We start from the raw sequence: 19530 nt of genomic DNA, 5'->3' as shown, positions 1-19530 counted from the left end.
TCACTTTTTCTTTTCAAACTTTAAAATTACGTCCACCCCTGAATCTTTAACATCTCCCTGGGTAAGGCGCAGAAACAGGTTTCGGGTCACTTCATATTCAAGAGTTATGGTTTGCGGTGTTAAGGATTCGTCTTCATTCTCTCCAAAACCACGCTGATAAGTCACAAACAAATTGTTAGTAATGTACTTACCAACCATAAAAGTAGCACTTTCCCAGTTATCTCCGGCCTGCACCTCCACCATGTCAAGATTGAAAGTATTTCCGATCGTTTTTGTCAGCTGGGAGGACACCAAGCCTGACAACATGGCAGATGGCACATTGCCCGAAACCCCTTGTTGATTACCAAAACTAAGTTCATCAAACGACTGATTAAAAATAAGATAAGCCATCGCATCACGTTCGGTAATACTACTTCCGTTGAGGGTAAAAGAAAGGTTTGGTTCAAAGGCCGTGCCAGCAGCCTTCATTATCAGTTCATTTTTCTGTTTGTCTTTTCCTCTGAACTGGTATGAAGCCTCCAGATTGACTCTTGGATTGATCTCCTCACCTCCCTGGAAGTTCAGCTCTCCCTCCTGAATAATCAATTTTCGCCCATAAAGGGTGTAATAGCCTCTGGAAATTCCCAGCGAACCAAATATCTCGAAATAGGCATTGTTTTTTAACAGATCAAAATCGCCGTACAGCTCAAGATTCATATCCTCCGATTTGATCCAGGTATTTCTCGGAATTTTGACGTTTAGTCTGCCCGTAAGACTTTTCACCATATCGCTGGAAGGAAGAGAATCTCTGCGGGATATTCGCAAAGTATCGCCCTGCCGGACCAAAAGAGTGTCTTCATTCTGCTGTTCCAAAGCCCGAACCAACATAGGCTCATTTATATCTGACGATCCACCCATATCCAGAATTGCAGGAAGATAAAAGCTGGAACGCAGAACGGTAAGATCTCCTCCAAATTCCGGGATTTCATCTTTCATTCGCACCCATAAATCGGAATTTATCTGAATTTCATGATTGCGATGGCGGGAAAGAAAAAACTCATCCGCTTTTACCGACACATCTGCATCGGCCAGGTTGCCCGATACAAATGTTGAATCAAAAGCCAAATCACCTTTCACCAACATACTTCCTTTCTCACTACGGGCAAAAAGAGAGTCAATCACAACACTGTTACTATCCAGATTGGCAACCAGCTTTAGATCAGAATAACTGATTCCATAAGCAGGCCAGGACAACCTTCCGTTGGTCAACCGAATAAAGCCGCGCATCACCGGACTTACCACCTCGCCGGAAACTTTTACATCCATATCGAGCAGTGCCTTAAGAAGCTGCTCATCCTGATTATCAAAGACAAAAAAAGCTGATGGCCTGACTTTATTGGCAACAATCTCCCCATTTATGGTTTTCAATGTCGATACCATCTGACTATCGGTAAGATTGACATTTACCACCGAAAAACCATTGGCCATAATGGAATCGTCCTGATTACTCCTTATTAAAAGAGAGGCCCTTAACGTATCGGATTTGTGCGACACACCCACATCCAGTTCCTTTATCCGGGCATTATAGGCTTCCAGACTATCCATTCGCATTTTAAAATCCAACACAGGATTGCTCAAGGATCCGTCTGCCAAAATTTTTAACGATGCCATCCCGGAAAGAGGCAAGTCCTGTTCAAGGAACTTCTCAATCAGAGAAAGATCAAATTGATCAATGGAAACAGCGCTGCTTACGGAATCTCCGGGAATATATTTTCCATTGGCAGTCAGTTTGAATGCTGAATTCTGACGGGCAATCATCCTGAGTGAATCCAGTGACATCCGGACAGAATCTATCAGCACTGTCGGCCCTTTCCCCGCAAGGGAAAACTGCTCATAAGGGGTAAAGATATCGAGTTTCGGTATTTGAAACCTGAAGGGCATAGACATATTCCCCAAAATACGAGTATTCAGAGATAGTGAATCCGGCAACCAAAGATTGAGTTGTGCGTCCCAGTCGTCGATCCCAAGGGTTGCTTTCAGATCAAGCGAATCAGCCTCCTGCCCGGAAGCCCGAATCTCCTTAACCCGGAGATCTCCAATTCCAGAAAAACCTTTGGAGGATAAAAATCCATCAGCCTTCAGCCTGAGAGCACCTACTGTAGCTACGGTATCATAGACCAAAGAATCGGAATGCATCAGAACATCTGTCATGAGTGAATCTGCCCGTCCATTTGCTGTACCCGATATTTCCAGCATTTTCCAGGAAACAGGCTGGTCAACATAACGACTGAAGGCAGTCAAATCACGCAATGTCACATCAAAATCTGATGAGAGTTCCCCTTGTTTATCATAACTTCCACGGGCATTCAGACTCATAGAGGAATTCTGGAAGCGCATAGTATCCAGAAGCACACTCCCCTGTTGAATCCGCCCCGACATCAGCAAAGAATCAACGGACACCCCCGCTGCCAGGGACTGATGCATGAGAAAAGAAAAGCCTGCATCCAGCGAAGCAAAATCGGTTCCGGTTCCTTCCGCCTTCAATTTTAGATTCAGCAACGTACTATCGCCCCACTCCGGCAAAAACCTGTCGGCAGGAAAGCTGGTCACATCAAGCTTAACAGCCACCGGTCCTTTATCCTGATTCAAATTGGCAGAAGCTTCCAGATCAAAACTGCCCAAACCCAATAAAAAACCAGCTTTAACTTCAGTCTGCCCATCCAGAAAACTCCCGTCAATTTCAAATTCTTCCAACTGATACTCTTGCCATCGGGTGCCTGACAAATCACCTGTCAACCTCAACGGCTGAGTGCTTCCGGCCAGTCCGTTGCCCGAAATATTCAACACTCCATTAAGGATAAGTGGCAAATCTGAAAGCACCAGCCATTGTTCAGGATTCATATTTTGAATGTCAACCTGCAGATCCAACTCCGCCTGATGCCTCAATGAATCTCTGAGCGCATCGGGAAAATTCTGAACCGATCCTTGAACACCGATTTTCTGATCCTGCCAGGCTACCTCCAACTCCAAATTCAGATGACTATTCGCCACCGTGCTTTTGAAATCCACCCGAGGAGTCACGCCAAGCCTAAAATCAGGCATCACCCAGGCAAATTCCTCCAAATGAACAGGTTCGGTATCCAGGTCACCCGACAAGGAATCCAGTCCGGCATAACTACCTTTGAAATCCACACGATTAAGTGAAGTTACCAAAGCCAGATTCTGCACACTCCACACAGAATCTCTCAAACCCACCCCGGCCTGAAAATGTTTTACATCAGTGACACCTTCAGGAGTCTGGAACCCTAAATGCCTCAGGTCCACCTTCATTTCACCGGGGCTGTAACGACCTCCCACCTCTATGTTAAGATTGGAAAGATACCCCGGCACCATAGTATCGGACATCGACACATTGATACGCCCGTTACTCAGATTGAAAACGCCCAACTCAAAACTCATTTCGGGCGAAGCAGAAGAAGTGTCCTGCTTTTCCTCAGACTCCGGGAAGATATTTTGAAAATTCCATGAAGAGTCAGGATATTGAACCACGTTTACAACCGGGTTCTCTATATCTATGGATGCAACAAATACCTTTCCGGTAAGCAAGGGCCATAAGGAATAACGCAAAGAGAGCCGATCAAAGGCAAGGAGCGTATCTCCTTCGGTTTCTCCAACCCATAATCCTTGAAGAGAAAGGCTTGAAAAGAAGCTCCCTTCCACTTTCTCCAGCTTCACCTCCCCATCCAATTGTTCGTTGGCAATTTTTACCACCTGGCTACGCACAATTCCGCGAAAAACAGAAGTTTGTGTAAACAGCAGCAACAGCAGCACCAACACAATCAGGCCTGCAAAAAAGAAAACTATATATTTAATCAGTTTCTGCATATTAAAAAGCATGTCCGATATTCAAATGAAACTGCCATTTATTGTCGTCATCAAAAACCGGGCGGGCAAAATCAATCCCTACCGGCCCAATGGGAGTGGAGACCCGGATGCCTGAGCCGGCTGCAAAACGAACCTCATCAGGTTTAAAGGTATTCTCGTCACGCCAGACATTCCCAAAATCCATAAACACAACCATACTGAGAGGGCCGAATATCTTGATACGTGGTTCAATACTCCCTTCCAGCACCGAATTTCCTCCAATGGGAACATCCTCCTCATCCAGAGGGCCCAGCATCTGACGTGGCCAACCGCGAACCGACTGGCTTCCACCGGCAAAGAACCGCTCTTCAAAAGGAGTGACAACGCCACTTCCCCAGGGGCGGATACTACCCGCCTTTAAACGCATGGCCAGCACAAACCCACTGCGGACAGGTTGATACCGCTTCACTTCGAAAAGGTATTTAAAAAACGGATAAGCCGAATCAAAAAACGAACTGTTTGCCCGGGTATTGATTCCCAATGACCAACCGTCTGTGGGATCAAAACGAGGATTGGCAGTATAATATAGCAATCCCAATGAAACTCCGTTCTTAGAGTAGGTGGACTGATGCAGGTCGCGGAGAGAACGTTCAAATTCGGAGGTGATATCAATGTCCACGCGCTCAAAATAGAGGGATATCGAACCTGTAAGGTAGTCACTGAAATTTTGGTGTAGAGACAAATCCCCACCCCAGATGAAAGAATCAAATCCACGCTCATTCCTTCTCCTGATCATCGGTTTAAATTCAAGCGAAGAGCGAGGCCCCAGGATGGCAGGTTTGGTAACCTTAGCCTCGAAACGATAAGGTTCGAGCGATGAATGCTTGGCGTAAAAGTTTGTACGCATTACCGGCCCTGGGAAATTCAACAACCCCACATCCACGAAAGTTCTGAACTTATCTTCGCGCCCATATCCCACACCAAAGCGAGCGGCCCAGCGGGGAGCCTCCTCGATGGTTAATTTTAAGGGGATAGAATCCCTCTGACGGTTGGTAAGTCCCGCCTGCAACGATGCAATTCGGAAAAGGCCAAGCTCGTAAATCTGCTTCTGAGACTGCGATAACTGCCGGGAACTATAGACATCGCCCGGTGCAATGGTCATCTGTTTTCGAATGGCCCTTTCCGGGGTCCTCTCCAATCCTTCAATGGTAAGCTCTCCAAAACGGCAAAAAGGCCCCTTGTCAACATCCCAGTCCACATCAGCAGTCAACGTATCCTGAAAAAGAGAAATATCATGCTGAACATCCACATAGGCATATCCCAGTGAAGAAAACCAAGAAGATACCGCATCCTGATCACTATTAACATCTTCGTCACGAAAACGCGCCCCCTCCCTTGTTGCCAATTGGCTCTTCTCTTTCTGCCATTTTTCATTCACCAACAAAGAATCCTGCACTCCGCCCTTCACCGTTGAAAAACTAACTTCTCCGACTCTAACCGGCTTCCCCTCCCTGATTCGGATCAATATATCCACCTTGTATTTCCGCGGATGCATCTCTAATTCGGGTTCCTCAATCTGTACATGCAGATAGCCCTCACTTTGATAAAAAGCTTTCAACTGAGCCTTGTTCATCTCCCATGCCTCGGAACTATAAAAAGAAGGTTCTTGCTTGAAGATGAGTTTCCCTATCCAGGAGGCCTCGTTAAAGCTGATCTTCTCCAGCAGTTCGCCATCATCAAAGGCTTCATTTCCCTTAATCTTTATCTTTCGAATTTCCGCATTTTCCTGGGCATATCCGCTCAGGGAAAGGCACAATGCCATTACCAGAAGAAATAAACTGACTGTATATCGATTTTTTAAATTCACCATAAAAACTATAACCTACCACCTAAGCACAGTGACAAACAAAAAAGTTCAAAAACCACAAACTAAATGTATGCAATTTTCCGCTAAATAAGATTTTTGATACCGGTCAATGCCGGGAGTTTTCCAATCTGCTCAACTTTTCGAATGTTCTGCACTAAATTACACAAACCCTGTCAAAATGCCAGTTGACCAACCAATAAAGCTTACATTCCGACAGGACAAACACAGGTCTAACACACTTACTCACAACACAATAACCCCGGTGATCAAAAATTCACCTCATAGCATACATTTTGAAAAAATTTAGTGGAATACATCCTTAAGTCGAACTAAAAATGGAGGGTTTAGCTATGACACTTGCAAAAAGAAACAAATATTTATTCCCATCAGTGCCCTCATTTTTCGATAATTTCTTCAACGGGGATCTGATGGATTGGGGAATGTCCAAATTTGCAGGAACAGAATCCCCATTGCCTGCACAATTTCCTTTCTTTCGGAGATAATCCCTAAATATAAAGTTCACTTCCGCAGCATCAAAACACCAATTATTTTCCTACTATTTCAGTGTGCTTTAAGGTGGTTAAAAAACCAATACCAATGCAGTGCACCACCACCTCATTAATAGTATGATAAAAAAGAACAAAAATAAAAACAAACCCAAAACTGGCATCTTACAAAATTCTTTCATATCTTTGTAACACACTATTTTAATAGGAATTATGACAGCCATCCAAGCACTCAATAAAAGTTTTTCTATGTGCATGTGTATGCCAATCAGCATACACAAGGGAAGGCTTATGTGCATATAGCAATGACATTTTTTCATAGAAAAAGGCCTTCTGAAAATCAGGAGGCCTTTTTTTTTATTCCACCAATTCCTTCATGCTAAAAATCAAGAACTATGAGCAACCAAATCATTGTAAACAACAGCTACTCCGCATCAGGACTGACACCTCAAAAAGAACGATTCCTCAGAGAAGAGATCGCACAACTAAAAAAACAAATCAGAGACTTAATTGACAAAAACAGTGGACCCAATCCCCCCATCACTACCATAACTACTTTGGGAGTAGTCCAACAAAGCGGAAGCACACCTTTAAAGATTCGTCTAAAATCAACCGGCGGAAGTTTTTCACCGCATCAATTGACTGCGATAGCCAAAACAGCTTCAAATTATGGGCAGGGATTGCTTGTCCTTACCTCACGGCAGGAAATTGATATTCCCTTTATTGCAACCGAACACATCCCCGCCACACTAGAGCACCTGCTCTTTCAGGGAATCGACATCTCGGGCAACACGCACAACATCCTAAATATAACCAATCCGGAGGATGCAGGGACTTCATTCCAGGAGAAATTTGACACCACACCACATGTATTGGCGCTTAATAGAATTTTAAACCACCCTTCGAGTCCCACCCTCTTCCCCCCCGGTCTCCGCATCGGTTTTGCCGGAGATTACCGTGACAACTCGCTGGCTCGCTACAACGACATTGGGTTTATTGCCACTACCCGTGAAGGGAAAAGAGGTTTCAGGGTATTCATCGGAGGATCCCCCTACCCCGCTCCAACGCCGGGATATCTCCTGTCCGGATTTCTTGAAGAAACTGAAATCCTATACGTCATAAAAACAATCAAACGCATACTTGCTGAAAACAAGGAAATCATCCCCAAAAACGCCCTAAACCTGCGATCAGTTATTAATCATCTGGGACGAGAGAAAGCCTTTAAACTTTTCTCTTTCTACTATCCCGACATAAAGCAGGAAAAGAACTACCTTCTGGATTCAAAGGAACTGAGTCCTTCTCCCAGCACACCGCTAAAACCGGGTAACATCAACTTCCCGTTGCTCTCACGCCATTGGGTTTACCGGTATGTAAGAGATCAAAAACAGTCGGGCCTCTTTTCGGTGGAGTTACCACTGCCTGAAGGAAACATCAGCTCCTCCAACCTGATTAGGCTGGCAGAATTCCTAACACCTCTTGGAGAGGATAACATTCGGATGAGCGTTCATCGAAATTTTTTTCTAAGGAATATTCCGGGAGAACAATTGCTACCATTACAGGGATTACTAAAAGACATCAGCAGTCAAAATGATGAAAATGAAGAAATCAGTCCACTAGCGCTAAATGGACATAAGATTCTGGAACGGATTAGAAAAACAGGAAGTGCCGGAACATAGCTTCTCTGCCAGTTCTTGTATCTAACCTGCATTATTCACAAATAATCTATTCCGATGTCCAAATATCTGAAAAATCCAACCGTCCTCAATAACCTGAATAATTCATAAATAATTTATTACGATGATCAACCAACTGCGAAATATGAACGTCCTCCATAAAATTGATTTGAAAATAGTTCACTATTGCCTTCATCAATTTCATCTGCGGTTGTCAATATTTCTTGCTGTTTGACCATCTCATAACGAAAATTCATGAGTAAAGCAGGCTGAAAACAGAATCATTTTTTAAAAGAGAAAAAAGGAACCAGTTACGCATTAAACAATGTCCCTACCTCATTGGTTAGTCAGAAAAAACAAGACAATGGAACTTAAAGACAAAACAATCGTTGCAGTCATTCACGACATTTTTGAAGACCTGGAATTATGGTACCCCGTCATACGTTTACGCGAGGCAGGTGCTAAAGTAGTGCTGGCCGGAGAAAAACCGGGCAAGCAATACACCGGAAAAAACGGACTCCCCGCTACTGCAGATATTGGGTATGCCGACCTGGATGACAAAAAATTTGACGGACTGATTATCCCGGGAGGTTATGCCCCGGATAAGATGCGACGTTATTCCAAAGTGCTTGATTTTGTGAAGCAAATGGATGATGCCGGAAAGCCTATTGGCATAATATGTCACGCAGGATGGGTGCCCATATCCGCAGGCATACTAAAAGGCAGAAAAGCAACCAGTGTAGGTGCCATAAAAGACGACATGACCAACGCAGGGGTCAATTGGGTTGATGAACCGGTGGTCACTGACAAAAACCTTGTTTCAAGTCGTACTCCGGTGGATTTACCCGATTACATGAAAGCATACTTGCAACTGCTCAAATAAACAGGAAGATTATTTTCCTCATCAACCCCATTGAGCATTTTTCACCCAATCAACCACAAACCTGGCATTTTCATAAGGAATGTCGGGCAAGAATCCATGCCCCAGATTAAGCACCAGGTTGGGATGTTCCCGGTAAAAGGGGATGTACTTTTCCAGCTCTTTGGCAATATCGTCCCGGGAGGCATACAACAGGCGCGGATCAATATTCCCCTGAAGTCCCACCTGCGGATGTACCAGTTCACGCGCATCTCTTAGTGGCATTTGCCAATCGATGCTCACAAAATCGGCCAAATCGGGTGTTACGTTTTTCAATCCCGTTCCCAGTCCTTTGGGGAAATAAATAAACGGTGTTCCTGTTTCGCGAACAGCCTGTGATATTTTCTGTATTGCAGGCCAGAAAAGTTCATGGTACAACTCCGCCGGTATAACTCCGGCATGCGTATCAAAAAGCTGGAAAACATCTACGCCATACTTAATCTGGTTTTGTGCGTAAACCACCGACATATCCACGATGGCATCAATCAACTTCCGTGCATCATCCTTGTTGCGATACAGATATTTCACCACATCCGGAAAACTGGGATCCTTTCCTGTTCCCTGCACCATATAACACAATGTGGTAAGCGGGGCTCCGCAAAACCCAATTAAAGGAGTATTGGCAGGGCGATCCGTGATAATGGCATCAATATTACGGTAAATATATTCCAGTCGGGATGCATCAGGCCTGAGTGCCTGATATGGCTCATTTAAAGCAGCCAGTGGTTGTTCAAAAACCGGCCCCCTGCCTGTAAATGACATATCCATCCCCAAAGCTACCGGAACCACCAGAATATCCGAAAACAAGATAGCGGCATCCACTCCCAAATCATAAACCGGCATCAATGTCACTTCAGAAGCCAGCCGGGGATCACTCATCAGCTCGTGAAAATCATACTGCTCTTTCAGCTTTCTGTAATTGGGAAGAATGCGACCGGCCTGCCGCATAAACCAGACGGGAGGACGTTCGGTTGGAATGCCTTTTAGTTTATTTAACAATAGTGTATTTTGCATTTTATATTTTTTCAGACCGTAGAGACGCACGATCGTTATTTCAATGTATTCAACGCTTTCGCTGAAGCCTCAAGCAGTTGATTGATTTCTTCCATCGTATGTGCCTGGGAAACAAAGGTGCACTCAAACTGAGACGGAGCCAGGTAAATGCCACTCTCCAGCGATTTGCGAAAATACTGCGCATACCGTTGAGTATCGCAGGAGGAAGCCAACTCGTAATCAAACACCTCATGTTCTTCTGTAAAAAAAAGCGTTAACATACCGCCGACCCGGTTTACCACTCCGGAAACACCCGAATCCTCAAGGTTTTTGAGCAGTCCTGACTCCAAATAAGCAGCCAGGTCTTCGATATCATCATAGATCTCCGGGTTTTCATTAAGAATGTTCAACATCGTGCTTCCGGCGGCCATAGCCAGAGGGTTTCCTGATAATGTTCCCGCCTGATAAACCGGCCCTTCAGGAGCCAGATGGTCCATAATATCCGCACGTCCGCCAAAGGCTCCTACCGGAAGACCTCCACCAATAATTTTGCCCATAGTGGTAAGATCGGGAGTCACCCCCAGATATTCCTGAGCACCCCCGGGTGCCAACCTGAATCCGGTGATGACCTCATCAAAAATCAGCAAAGTTCCGAACTTTTCTGTCAGCTCTTTCAAACCCTGCAAAAAACCGGTACGGGGAGGAATAACTCCCATATTTCCGGGAACCGGCTCAACAATCACTGCAGCAATCTCATCCGGATACTCCTCAAAGAGTTTCTCTACCGATTCCAGATTATTGTATGAGGCTATAAGGGTATCGCCGGCTGCAGCTTTGGTAACACCCGGACTGTCGGGCAACCCCAAAGTCATAGCACCGGAACCTGCCTGAATCAAAAAACTATCGGAATGGCCATGAAAACATCCTGCAAATTTGATCACTTTGTCACGTCCGGTATATCCCCTGGCCAATCGCAGGGCACTCATGGTAGCCTCCGTACCCGAGTTAACCATCCGCACCTTTTCCACCGAAGGAACCATCGAAACAATCAACTCTGCCATCTGATTTTCGAGTAAAGTAGGAGCCCCGAAACTGGTTCCTTTGGCTGCAGTTTCCCTAATAGCTTCCACAATCTCCTCACGGGCATGACCAAGTACCAGAGGCCCCCAGGAGGCCACAAAATCAATGTATTCATTACCATCAATATCCCATATTCTTGATCCTTTTCCTCTGTCAATAAACAACGGGTCGCCTCCTACACTTTTGAAGGCACGCACAGGACTGTTCACCCCTCCGGGCATTAGGTTACGTGCTTTTTGAAAGGCTGCTATACTTTTGGTTGTGGTCATATAATTAATAGAATTTAGAAGTTAGAGAATAGAAATTAGACACTTGTCATCCAACAACTTACTTTGAGTGAATTTGATTCAACATAAATTCCTTTGCATGATAGGTAATAATCACGTCAGCACCGGCTCTTTTGATAGAAGTAAGAATCTCACGGATAATCCGCTGCTCATCAATCCAGCCATTTTGCGCGGCCGCCTTTACCATTGAAAACTCGCCACTTACATTGTAGGCAACCACCGGCATATTAAAAGTTGATTTCACCCGGTTAATCACATCCAGATAGCTCAGAGCCGGCTTCACCATCACCATATCGGCACCTTCGTTGATGTCTTCCTGAACTTCCCGCAAAGCCTCATCACTATTGGCCGGATCCATCTGATAGGTGGAACGGTCTCCAAACTGTGGGGCACTTTCTGCAGCATCCCTGAAGGGCCCGTAAAAAGCCGAAGCATATTTGGCCGAATAAGCCATGATGGGCGTATTTTCAAAACCATTCTCATCCAAAGCATTTCTAATGGCAGCCACACGGCCGTCCATCATATCACTGGGTGCTATAATATCAGCTCCCGCAACCGCCAGCGCCACTGACTGAGCAGCAAGCGTCTTCAGGGTAAGATCATTATTCACGTCACCATCTACAATCGTTCCACAATGACCATGAGTAGTATATTCACAGTTACACACATCCGCAACAATCATCACCTCAGGAACAGCCTCTTTTAATGCTGTAATAGCGCGGGGAACAATTGCATGCTGACTGCAGGCTACCGTACCATCCTCATCCTTTTCTTCAGGAATACCAAAAAGCAGAATTTTATCAACACCCGTTGTTTCGTAAAGATCTTTTACCTCTTTCACCAACATATCTATGGAATGCTGATAATTTCCGGGCATGGATTTTATGGGATTTTGCACACCTTCACCGGGACAAACGAAGTAAGGCATAATTAAATCGTCCTTATTAACGATGGTTTCGCGCACCATATTCCGGATGGCGGGTGTTTTGCGTAATCTTCTGAGACGTGTTACTGGAAAACTCATAATATAGATTGTTAGATTTTTAATAATTTATTAGTCCGAATCGCAAACATCAGCCTTTAGTTCAGAATCATATTTATACCATTTAAAAGGGAGATTCTATTCAATTTCTCTACATTCCTCCATGCCCCACTTCATTCAATCATCTCAAGCACACATTGCGCCAGACCTTCATAACTCTGCTCCAGGGCAGTAGCTACCGGCTCTATACCTACTTCCCGGGCAGCATCTGAAGTGGTTTCTCCAATACTTACAATCCTCATGAGTTTGGCTGTTTCTTCTAACTGTTCATAAAGATTTCTAATGGCAGAAGGACTGCTCACGGCAATAAAATCATAATCATCTCCTTTGATCTGATTTATCACCATCTGATCAATTGAACCGGGGCTTCTGGTTTCATAAACATCAATGCGCTCTACAATGTTTTGAGAAGACAGGGCGTTAAACAAAGTATCCGGAGCAAGATTTCCCAAAGCCAACAGGACACGCTTACCCTTACCTACCAATCCCACCAGTTCTCTGGCAAACTCCACCCCCGAATGTCCCGTCCCCACATAATCGGGCTGAATACCATAACTTCTCAAAGGCGTTGCTGTTCCCTCCCCTATAACTGCTATTTTGTTATTGGGATGAAAAGATTGTTGTTCCAGAAAGGAGGTTGCCCCGTTTTTACTGGTAAAAACCACCCAGTCATATTCCGACAGACGATCCGGAACAGAAAAAATCCGGAAGTTAATTTCAATCATAGGACACGACAAAACCAGCATCCCTTTTGCTCTCAGGACTTCAGCAAACCGGTCATTTGCTCTGACAGGCCAGGTGGATATGATGACTGGTTGTTTCCTCATCTCACATCACTTTAACGTATTTGTCCTAATATTTCCCGGCCTCCGGCCAACAAGAGCTTTTGGCCCAATTCCCGGGCATTTGCATTCGCATGCTCCAGGGAACAGGTCACCGATTCTTTCAGCAACTGACTGCCGTCCACCGAAGCCACCAATCCGGTCAGTGTAATTTTTTCTCCATCCACTTCAGAATAACATGCTACCGGAACCTGACAACCTCCTTCGATGGTTTTCAGAAAAACACGCTCCGCAGAAGTTGTCAGTAAAGATTTGGGATCGGTTATCTGAGTTATAATTTCTGTCATCTCCGGATCATTATCACGGATCTCCATGGCCACAGCCCCCTGACTCACCGCCGGAAGCATCACCTCCACAGGAAAAAATTCCGTGATACGCTCCTCCAGTCCCAAACGGATAAAACCGGCACCGGCCATGATCATAGCATCACAATGCCCCTCTTCCATTTTCCTCAATCGGGTGTTGACATTTCCACGAATATCCACCACCTGTAATTCCGGATTGAAATGCAGCAACTGCGCCTGGCGTCTCAGGCTGGAAGTACCTATCTTGTCGGCTGATGTCAACTCGTTTAACCCACGTCCATCTCGTGAAACCAAAACATCACGAACTTCCCCGCGTGGCAGAACGCCTCCAAGGGTAAGTCCCTCCGGCAATAATGTCGGAAGGTCTTTCAGACTGTGAACAGCCACGTCCACTCTGCCATCCAGCAGTGCATTCTCAATTTCTTTGGTAAAAAGTCCTTTATCCCCAATTTTCGACAATGCCACATCCAGCACTGCATCTCCTTTGGTATTGATGGGTACAATCTCCACCTGAGTATTCTGAAAAGTCTCCAGCAAAGCTTTTTTTACGGCTTCCGCCTGCCACATTGCCAGCTGACTGCTTCGTGTTCCTATATTTATCTTGTTTTTGGCCATATTTCTCAATCAAATAACCGGTTTACCATCTGCACAAGTTCTTCTTTGCGTCCATTCTCCGTATTGATTTTCAGGTTTTTAACCAGGGTATTGATGACTTTTTCTGACAAATGCCGTCCATATTTTTCCATGGCATCCACCTCTTCCTGTGAATGAGCAGAGCTGAAATTTTTTAATCCGTCATTGTGCATTTGTCGAACAGACGAAACAATATACCGGATGGTAGGAGCCAGTCGCAGACTCATCAGCCAATCCTGAAACTCGTCGCTTTTAGTGGCAATAATTTCTTCAGCAATATTGAAATAACTTTTCTTTTTCTCTTCATTCTGAATCACAACCTGTCGCAGGTCGTCAATATTCAGCAACTTGAGATTTTTCAGAACCCCTAATGACGGGTCAATATTCCGTGGTACTCCCAAATCAATCATCATTATTTTATGTTCAGGAGAATGAGATATGGTTTCTTTGTTGATCAGATGCTCTCCGGAAACAGAAGAAATAACAATTTCTGCATTGGACACCGCCCCCGGAAGTTTAGCAAAGGGAATTATATCGGCCCCATACCGATCAGCAAGTTGCTGTGCCTTTTTTATGGTACGGTTGGCAATAGAGATAAAACGACATCCCCTCTTGTAAAGGTTTTTCACTACCAACTCACCGGTTTCACCCGCTCCAACCAGCAGAATCTTTCGTTGATCCAGGTCAGAAAAATGAGCCCGGCACTTTTCCACTGCGGCGTAACTTACCGAAAAAGCTCCTTTACTGATTCCGGTGCGGGTACGTACCAGTTTGCCCACTTCCAATGCTTTCGTAAAAAGCCGGTCGAGCACTTTCCCCAAATTTCCCTGTTCACGTGCATGAGAAGTAGCTTCTTTTATCTGGGAAACAATCTGATATTCTCCAACTACCATAGACTCCAGACCGGAAATCAGCCTGAATAAATGAACCACCGCATCCGAGTCAAAAAGATGATAGAAAAATTCTTTAGAAACAGCTGAATGCCTAACATAATCATGCAAACATTGATCAATATGCTTCATAGCTCCCTTAAGGCAGCCTGACTTAGTAGTAAAATAAAGTTCCGTGCGATTACACGTTGAAAGAATGAGTATGCCATCCACCTCGCTGCCTGACAGGATGCATTTGGACAGTTTGTTCACATCATCCTTATTGAAAGCGAAACACTCCCGCACATCCAGGGAAGCAGATTTATAGCTTAAACCGATGATTCCAATCATATTGACGGTCGGTAAAAATTGAAAATTCTTTATTGAGAAACGGGGAGCAAAGCCCCGGTAAAAAAAGAGCCTGGTAAAAAATCAAGACATTGTCACCGGGGGTGACAACCCTGAAAAAGAAAATTCAAATAATTGTCCAGAAAAAAGCACATCCACATCTACCTTAGGCACCACGATAACCGGCCATTTCGTAAGATCTACCAACAAATTACAATCGGGAATATGCATCACTGAGCTACCATTCAGCAAACATTCTGAGGCGCATTGTTCGATGTCACATACGACCAGATAATCAACATCAGACAATAGCAAAGAAGTAGCAGGAACAAATAGTTGATGATTAGAAGCAACAGAAGTTTCGTCAGAATTGAACACACCATCATCAGGCCGGGCAGTGACTTGCATTGAAAACAAAAAAGCCATCCCCAGAAGAATCAGATAAGGAAGAAAGCTGCCTGTGATGCCTATTAAAAACATTTAGTTGCCTGTATATTAACCTGAATAATTCATAAATAATTTATTCTGATGATCAACCAACTGCGAAATATGAACGTCCTCGATAAAATTGATTTAAAAACAGTTCACTATTTCCTTCATCAATCCCATCTGCGATTGTCCATATTTCTTACTGTTTGATCATCTCATTGCAAAAATTCATTAATTAATCAGGTTAAATCTGTTCTTTCCGAAAATCAAAGATAGTAATTTCAAGCAAACAATTAACCTCAGGGATTATTGTTTACTTCTAATTTTAATCCAACCCGTAAGAATCAGCCATAACAAATTGTCGTTCATTTTAGTAAAATTCTTTATTAAAACTCAAATCTATATTCTATTTCAACAACACTCAATCTTTAAAAAGAAAAGGTGGAATCCACTCAATTTCATATACAAACAGAAAACATATTTCGTCATCCAGCTAAGTCCACAGTAATTTTTTTTACATCATAATTAAACAGGAACCCAAAATATTTGTTAGTACTTGAAACAGAATTAAAAAAGACGGAATTTTATTCAGAATATAAACAAACCAAAAATCATTATGAAAAAGAAACTTTTTTATTCAGCAATTATAATCCTGACCTTTATGGTCAGTGCATGTGGAGGAAAAACAGATGTAGTTGACTCCGGAACCTACGAGGGAACAATTAAAGAAGTTGAAGCAGAAAAAACTGAAATTTATGTTGAAACCAGTGACGGCAAAACACTCGAACTCTATTTTACAGATGAAACAAAGCTCACACAGGATGGAGAAGAGGCACAATTTTCATCGTTGACAGAGGGACAAAAAGTAGAAGTCACTGTTGAAAAGGTCGGTAAACGACTTGATCCTAAGTCCGTCAAAATACTTGAATAACATGGAGCAGTTACCAGATTTCTGGAGAACGGAGATATGGCATCCGCTTACAGTTCATTTCCCGGTTGCGTTTCTTACGTTGGCCACAATTTTTCTCATTGCCGGCTATTGGTTGCGCAAAGCCAACCCAACATACACCGGACAGATACTTTTGATTGCCGGAACCATCGGAGCCTGGATAGCTGTTTACACCGGCGGACTGGCCGATGGTATAGTGTCCCGTCAGATATGTGACCCGACTGTTCTGAAATCACATGAGAACGGAGCCTTTACCGTTGCCTGGCTTTTTAGCGGGGCTTCTGCATTGGTCATTGGCGACTATTTTGGTTTGTTAAGACAATTCCGAAACTGGTTAAGAATAGGGATAATTGTGCTCGCAGTTATCGGATCCGGTTTTCTGGCTTATACTGGTCATCTTGGTGCAACTCTTGTTTATCAACAAGCTGCAGGAGTATATACGCCATCGGATGACTGTAATGAATTTATTGAAACCTCCACGGAAGACAGGGAATAATCCAGTCTCTTCTTATGATTTAACAAAAAACCCGGAAACCTCTAAAATCTGCTATTTATATGATTTTATGAGGTTCCCGGATTTGTCAGTATGTATAATCCCCATTTCTGACTGCAAACTACTGAATAATTTACTTTCAGCCCCTTTTCAAAATCTCCTGCTCTGCCCCAAAAGTATTAATCTGAATCATCCGGAGTATTGTTTTCAGTTAATTTTCTTACCAACCTTTCGAAAATCAATCCATGAAAAGGATATACAGAATACCAGTACAATCGTCCTGCCAATCCTCTGGGACGAAATGTGGCAGTCTGAACCAGCCAATTATCCTGAATCCGGAATTCCAGCCAAGCCTCTCCGGGCAACTTCATTTCCGCAAACAACAACAACCGTCTTTCTGATTTATCAGCATAAAGCACGCGCCAAAAATCAAGCGAATCACCGGCCTGAATATCGTTAGCATTGGTACGCCCTCGCCGCAGGCCAACACCTCCGAATATTTTATCAATAAACCCCCTTAATTTCCAGAGCCAGCTGGCATAATACCATCCGGTTTTTCCCCCTATACGCCATATTTTTTCAATACATTCCTCGGTGTTTACAATATTTTTTCTTCGTACGTCTTTGAAACAACCGTATTCTGGCACCTTTATGTAGTCAGAAATTTTAAAGTCAAGCCTGCCGCTGACGGTGGAGTCTTTCCAGCTTGAAACAATCTCATTCTGCTCTGTTTTTTTAAAAGCCTGCCTGATACATTCTTTATAGGAAAGTGGATTCAGGTTAAGTAATTTAATTATTTCATCATCTTTGGCTACAACTTCGACTTTCATGCTGTCAACCAACGAAACAGCCAGTTTGTATGATGTAGAAGTAATAAAATACAACCAATAAGAAGATAACTTTGGTGTCATTACCGGAACCGTTCCGATATATCTTTTTAATCCACGAACAGCAGCAAATTCCAGAAGCATCTCCTTGTAAGTAAGAATTTCATTTCCTGCAATATCATAACTGTTATTAAATGTTTTTTCGTGATTAAGAATCCCCGTCAGGATTTTTACAACATCCGAAATTCCGATTGGCTGACACCTGGTATTTAACCAACGGGGAGCAATCATAACCGGTAATTTTTCCACCAAATCGCGAATAATTTCAAACGAAGCACTCCCTGATCCTATAACGATGCCCGCCCGTACGGTTGTAAGGGCATATTCCCCTTTCCCCAATTCAAACTCTACATTTTTCCTTGAATTAAGATGTTTAGACAAGGTTTGGGAATTTACAATTCCGCTAAGATAAATTACCTGCCTGACATTCGTGTTATTAAGTTTTTCTCTGAAGTTAACAGCTGATTGCTTTTCCAGTTCATGATAGTTTTTGGATGCCGACATGGAGTGAACCAAATAATAAGCAAAATCAATATCAACCGGAATATTTTCCAGAGTAGCCCTCTTATTCAAATCAACCTCAATAACCTCAACACTCTCTTTTACAGAATCCTCCGGATGGAATTTATTCACATCCCTCACGCAACAAATAACATAATACCCCATCTCTACCAAAACAGGCAATATCCTTTTTCCTATGTATCCGGTTGCTCCGGTTAACAATACTTTCATTCGTTTAAAATCTTGTAATTGTCTGATAAAAAACTAATTAAAAATTTGAGAACGAATGGAACCGCTTCGCTCTCGCATAATATTTTTTAAACATATTCTATTGTGATATTTATGCTTAAAAAATATCATCCTCGTTTCATCCGTATAAAATTAATTTTTCAAGGTCGGATGGAACTCGCATGCAAGAATTTATACATGTTCTTTTGAGGCAATCATTGCCATGCTCGTTTCATCAGTATAAAATTTATTTAAGTTATTGGTCTGATGGAACTCGCATGCAAGAATTTATACATGTTCTTTTGAGGCAATCGTTGCCATGCTCGTTTCATTCGTGAAAAATTTATTTAACCTATTTATTCTGATGTATCGTCAATATCATTTACCCCTTCATATCCCTGAAACAGGTAAAGTGTAAAAAGCTATAGTTTAAAGTCCTTTGGCCTTTTAAAAACACAGTCTAATCTTGTCAAAGCGGCATTATGCATAAGGCAGGCTAAACAATCCCTATATAAATAACCAATGAAAAGCAGGAGAGTTTTCCAAAGAGATAATTTGCGACTGGCAAACGCTCCAACTTAGAATCGCTTTAAATAAAAGATTTTTAGAGAGATACCATTGATTCTTTATGCTAAATACTTTAATTTAACAACAATCTTATTTCGCTAAAACAAGACAGGTTTCCGGAATCAACAGATTTGTCAGCCTTTCAAAATACAAACCTCAAAAAAGATCAACTAACACCGGTAACCGTTAAAGTTCAGCCAACGTGGCAATACACAAACGAAAAAACGTTTTTCATATTCTCAGAGAGCACCCAAAAGCGTTGTATATTA

14 protein-coding genes are annotated in these 19530 nt (G+C 43.2%); 4 read left to right on the top strand and 10 right to left on the bottom strand.

Annotated elements, in window-relative coordinates:
* Complete coding sequence (locus tag BY457_RS01485) at nt 1-3864, bottom strand: translocation/assembly module TamB domain-containing protein (protein WP_106151624.1); 3864 nt, start codon at nt 3862-3864, stop codon at nt 1-3.
* A 1-nt stretch (nt 3865) separates the two neighbouring features.
* A complete protein-coding gene (gene bamA, locus BY457_RS01480) occupies nt 3866-5713 on the bottom strand; it encodes an outer membrane protein assembly factor BamA (RefSeq protein ID WP_106151560.1) in 1848 nt (615 codons plus the stop codon).
* A gap of 898 nt (nt 5714-6611) precedes the next feature.
* Here bamA and BY457_RS01465 point away from each other — a divergent pair.
* Together BY457_RS01465 and BY457_RS01460 are read left to right on the top strand one after the other, a co-directional pair.
* Nucleotides 6612-7892, top strand: a complete 1281-nt coding sequence (locus BY457_RS01465) for a hypothetical protein (RefSeq protein ID WP_106151558.1) — start codon at nt 6612-6614, stop codon at nt 7890-7892.
* A 361-nt stretch (nt 7893-8253) separates the two neighbouring features.
* Complete coding sequence (locus BY457_RS01460) at nt 8254-8772, top strand: type 1 glutamine amidotransferase domain-containing protein (RefSeq protein ID WP_106151557.1); 519 nt, start codon at nt 8254-8256, stop codon at nt 8770-8772.
* A 21-nt stretch (nt 8773-8793) separates the two neighbouring features.
* On the opposite strand, the gene hemE is transcribed toward BY457_RS01460, so the two are convergent.
* The 7 genes from hemE to BY457_RS01425 form a co-directional block, all read right to left on the bottom strand.
* Nucleotides 8794-9822: a uroporphyrinogen decarboxylase gene (hemE, locus tag BY457_RS01455; RefSeq protein WP_106151556.1), complete on the bottom strand. Its 1029-nt coding sequence runs from the start codon at nt 9820-9822 to the stop codon at nt 8794-8796.
* Between the two features lie 35 nt (nt 9823-9857).
* Complete coding sequence (gene hemL / locus BY457_RS01450) at nt 9858-11150, bottom strand: glutamate-1-semialdehyde 2,1-aminomutase (RefSeq protein ID WP_106151555.1); 1293 nt, start codon at nt 11148-11150, stop codon at nt 9858-9860.
* A 58-nt stretch (nt 11151-11208) separates the two neighbouring features.
* Nucleotides 11209-12192 (bottom strand): porphobilinogen synthase, encoded by a 984-nt coding sequence (gene hemB, locus BY457_RS01445; protein ID WP_106151554.1) that lies wholly within the window; start codon nt 12190-12192, stop codon nt 11209-11211.
* 131 nt (nt 12193-12323) lie between these two features.
* Nucleotides 12324-13037, bottom strand: coding sequence for a uroporphyrinogen-III synthase (locus tag BY457_RS01440; protein WP_106151553.1), 714 nt, complete (start codon nt 13035-13037; stop codon nt 12324-12326).
* An 11-nt stretch (nt 13038-13048) separates the two neighbouring features.
* Entirely contained in the window at nt 13049-13972 is a 924-nt protein-coding gene (gene hemC / locus BY457_RS01435) for a hydroxymethylbilane synthase (RefSeq protein WP_106151552.1), read from the bottom strand.
* Nucleotides 13973-13977: 5 nt separating this feature from the next.
* Nucleotides 13978-15210: a glutamyl-tRNA reductase gene (gene hemA / locus BY457_RS01430; RefSeq protein WP_106151551.1), complete on the bottom strand. Its 1233-nt coding sequence runs from the start codon at nt 15208-15210 to the stop codon at nt 13978-13980.
* A gap of 81 nt (nt 15211-15291) precedes the next feature.
* Nucleotides 15292-15687, bottom strand: coding sequence for a hypothetical protein (locus tag BY457_RS01425; RefSeq protein ID WP_106151550.1), 396 nt, complete (start codon nt 15685-15687; stop codon nt 15292-15294).
* Nucleotides 15688-16252: 565 nt separating this feature from the next.
* Between BY457_RS01425 and BY457_RS01420 the strand changes: the two genes are divergently transcribed.
* The gene (locus BY457_RS01420) at nt 16253-16567 is read left to right on the top strand and encodes a hypothetical protein (RefSeq protein WP_106151549.1); all 315 of its coding nucleotides are present in this window, start codon (nt 16253-16255) and stop codon (nt 16565-16567) included.
* Nucleotide 16568: 1 nt separating this feature from the next.
* Entirely contained in the window at nt 16569-17081 is a 513-nt protein-coding gene (locus tag BY457_RS01415) for a DUF2231 domain-containing protein (protein ID WP_106151548.1), read from the top strand.
* Between the two features lie 176 nt (nt 17082-17257).
* On the opposite strand, the gene BY457_RS01410 is transcribed toward BY457_RS01415, so the two are convergent.
* On the bottom strand, nt 17258-18697 hold the full coding sequence (locus BY457_RS01410) for an SDR family oxidoreductase (protein WP_106151547.1): 1440 nt from the start codon (nt 18695-18697) through the stop codon (nt 17258-17260).
* Between the last annotated feature and the right edge of the window lie 833 nt (nt 18698-19530).

The sequence above is a fragment of the Marinilabilia salmonicolor genome (genome assembly GCF_003003035.1).
Lineage (GTDB): Bacteria > Bacteroidota > Bacteroidia > Bacteroidales > Marinilabiliaceae > Marinilabilia > Marinilabilia salmonicolor_A.
Note: the sequence above shows the minus strand (reverse complement) of the source record. Positions and strands in the feature narration are given on the sequence as shown.

Coding starts and splice junctions, on each gene's coding strand:
- BY457_RS01485 (WP_106151624.1), bottom strand. CDS start 3,864: ATGCAGAAACTGATTAAATATATAGTTTTCTTTTTTGCAGGCCTGATT.
- bamA (WP_106151560.1), bottom strand. CDS start 5,713: ATGGTGAATTTAAAAAATCGATATACAGTCAGTTTATTTCTTCTGGTA.
- BY457_RS01465 (WP_106151558.1), top strand. CDS start 6,612: ATGAGCAACCAAATCATTGTAAACAACAGCTACTCCGCATCAGGACTG.
- BY457_RS01460 (WP_106151557.1), top strand. CDS start 8,254: ATGGAACTTAAAGACAAAACAATCGTTGCAGTCATTCACGACATTTTT.
- hemE (WP_106151556.1), bottom strand. CDS start 9,822: ATGCAAAATACACTATTGTTAAATAAACTAAAAGGCATTCCAACCGAA.
- hemL (WP_106151555.1), bottom strand. CDS start 11,150: ATGACCACAACCAAAAGTATAGCAGCCTTTCAAAAAGCACGTAACCTA.
- hemB (WP_106151554.1), bottom strand. CDS start 12,192: ATGAGTTTTCCAGTAACACGTCTCAGAAGATTACGCAAAACACCCGCC.
- BY457_RS01440 (WP_106151553.1), bottom strand. CDS start 13,037: ATGAGGAAACAACCAGTCATCATATCCACCTGGCCTGTCAGAGCAAAT.
- hemC (WP_106151552.1), bottom strand. CDS start 13,972: ATGGCCAAAAACAAGATAAATATAGGAACACGAAGCAGTCAGCTGGCA.
- hemA (WP_106151551.1), bottom strand. CDS start 15,210: ATGATTGGAATCATCGGTTTAAGCTATAAATCTGCTTCCCTGGATGTG.
- BY457_RS01425 (WP_106151550.1), bottom strand. CDS start 15,687: ATGTTTTTAATAGGCATCACAGGCAGCTTTCTTCCTTATCTGATTCTT.
- BY457_RS01420 (WP_106151549.1), top strand. CDS start 16,253: ATGAAAAAGAAACTTTTTTATTCAGCAATTATAATCCTGACCTTTATG.
- BY457_RS01415 (WP_106151548.1), top strand. CDS start 16,569: ATGGAGCAGTTACCAGATTTCTGGAGAACGGAGATATGGCATCCGCTT.
- BY457_RS01410 (WP_106151547.1), bottom strand. CDS start 18,697: ATGAAAGTATTGTTAACCGGAGCAACCGGATACATAGGAAAAAGGATA.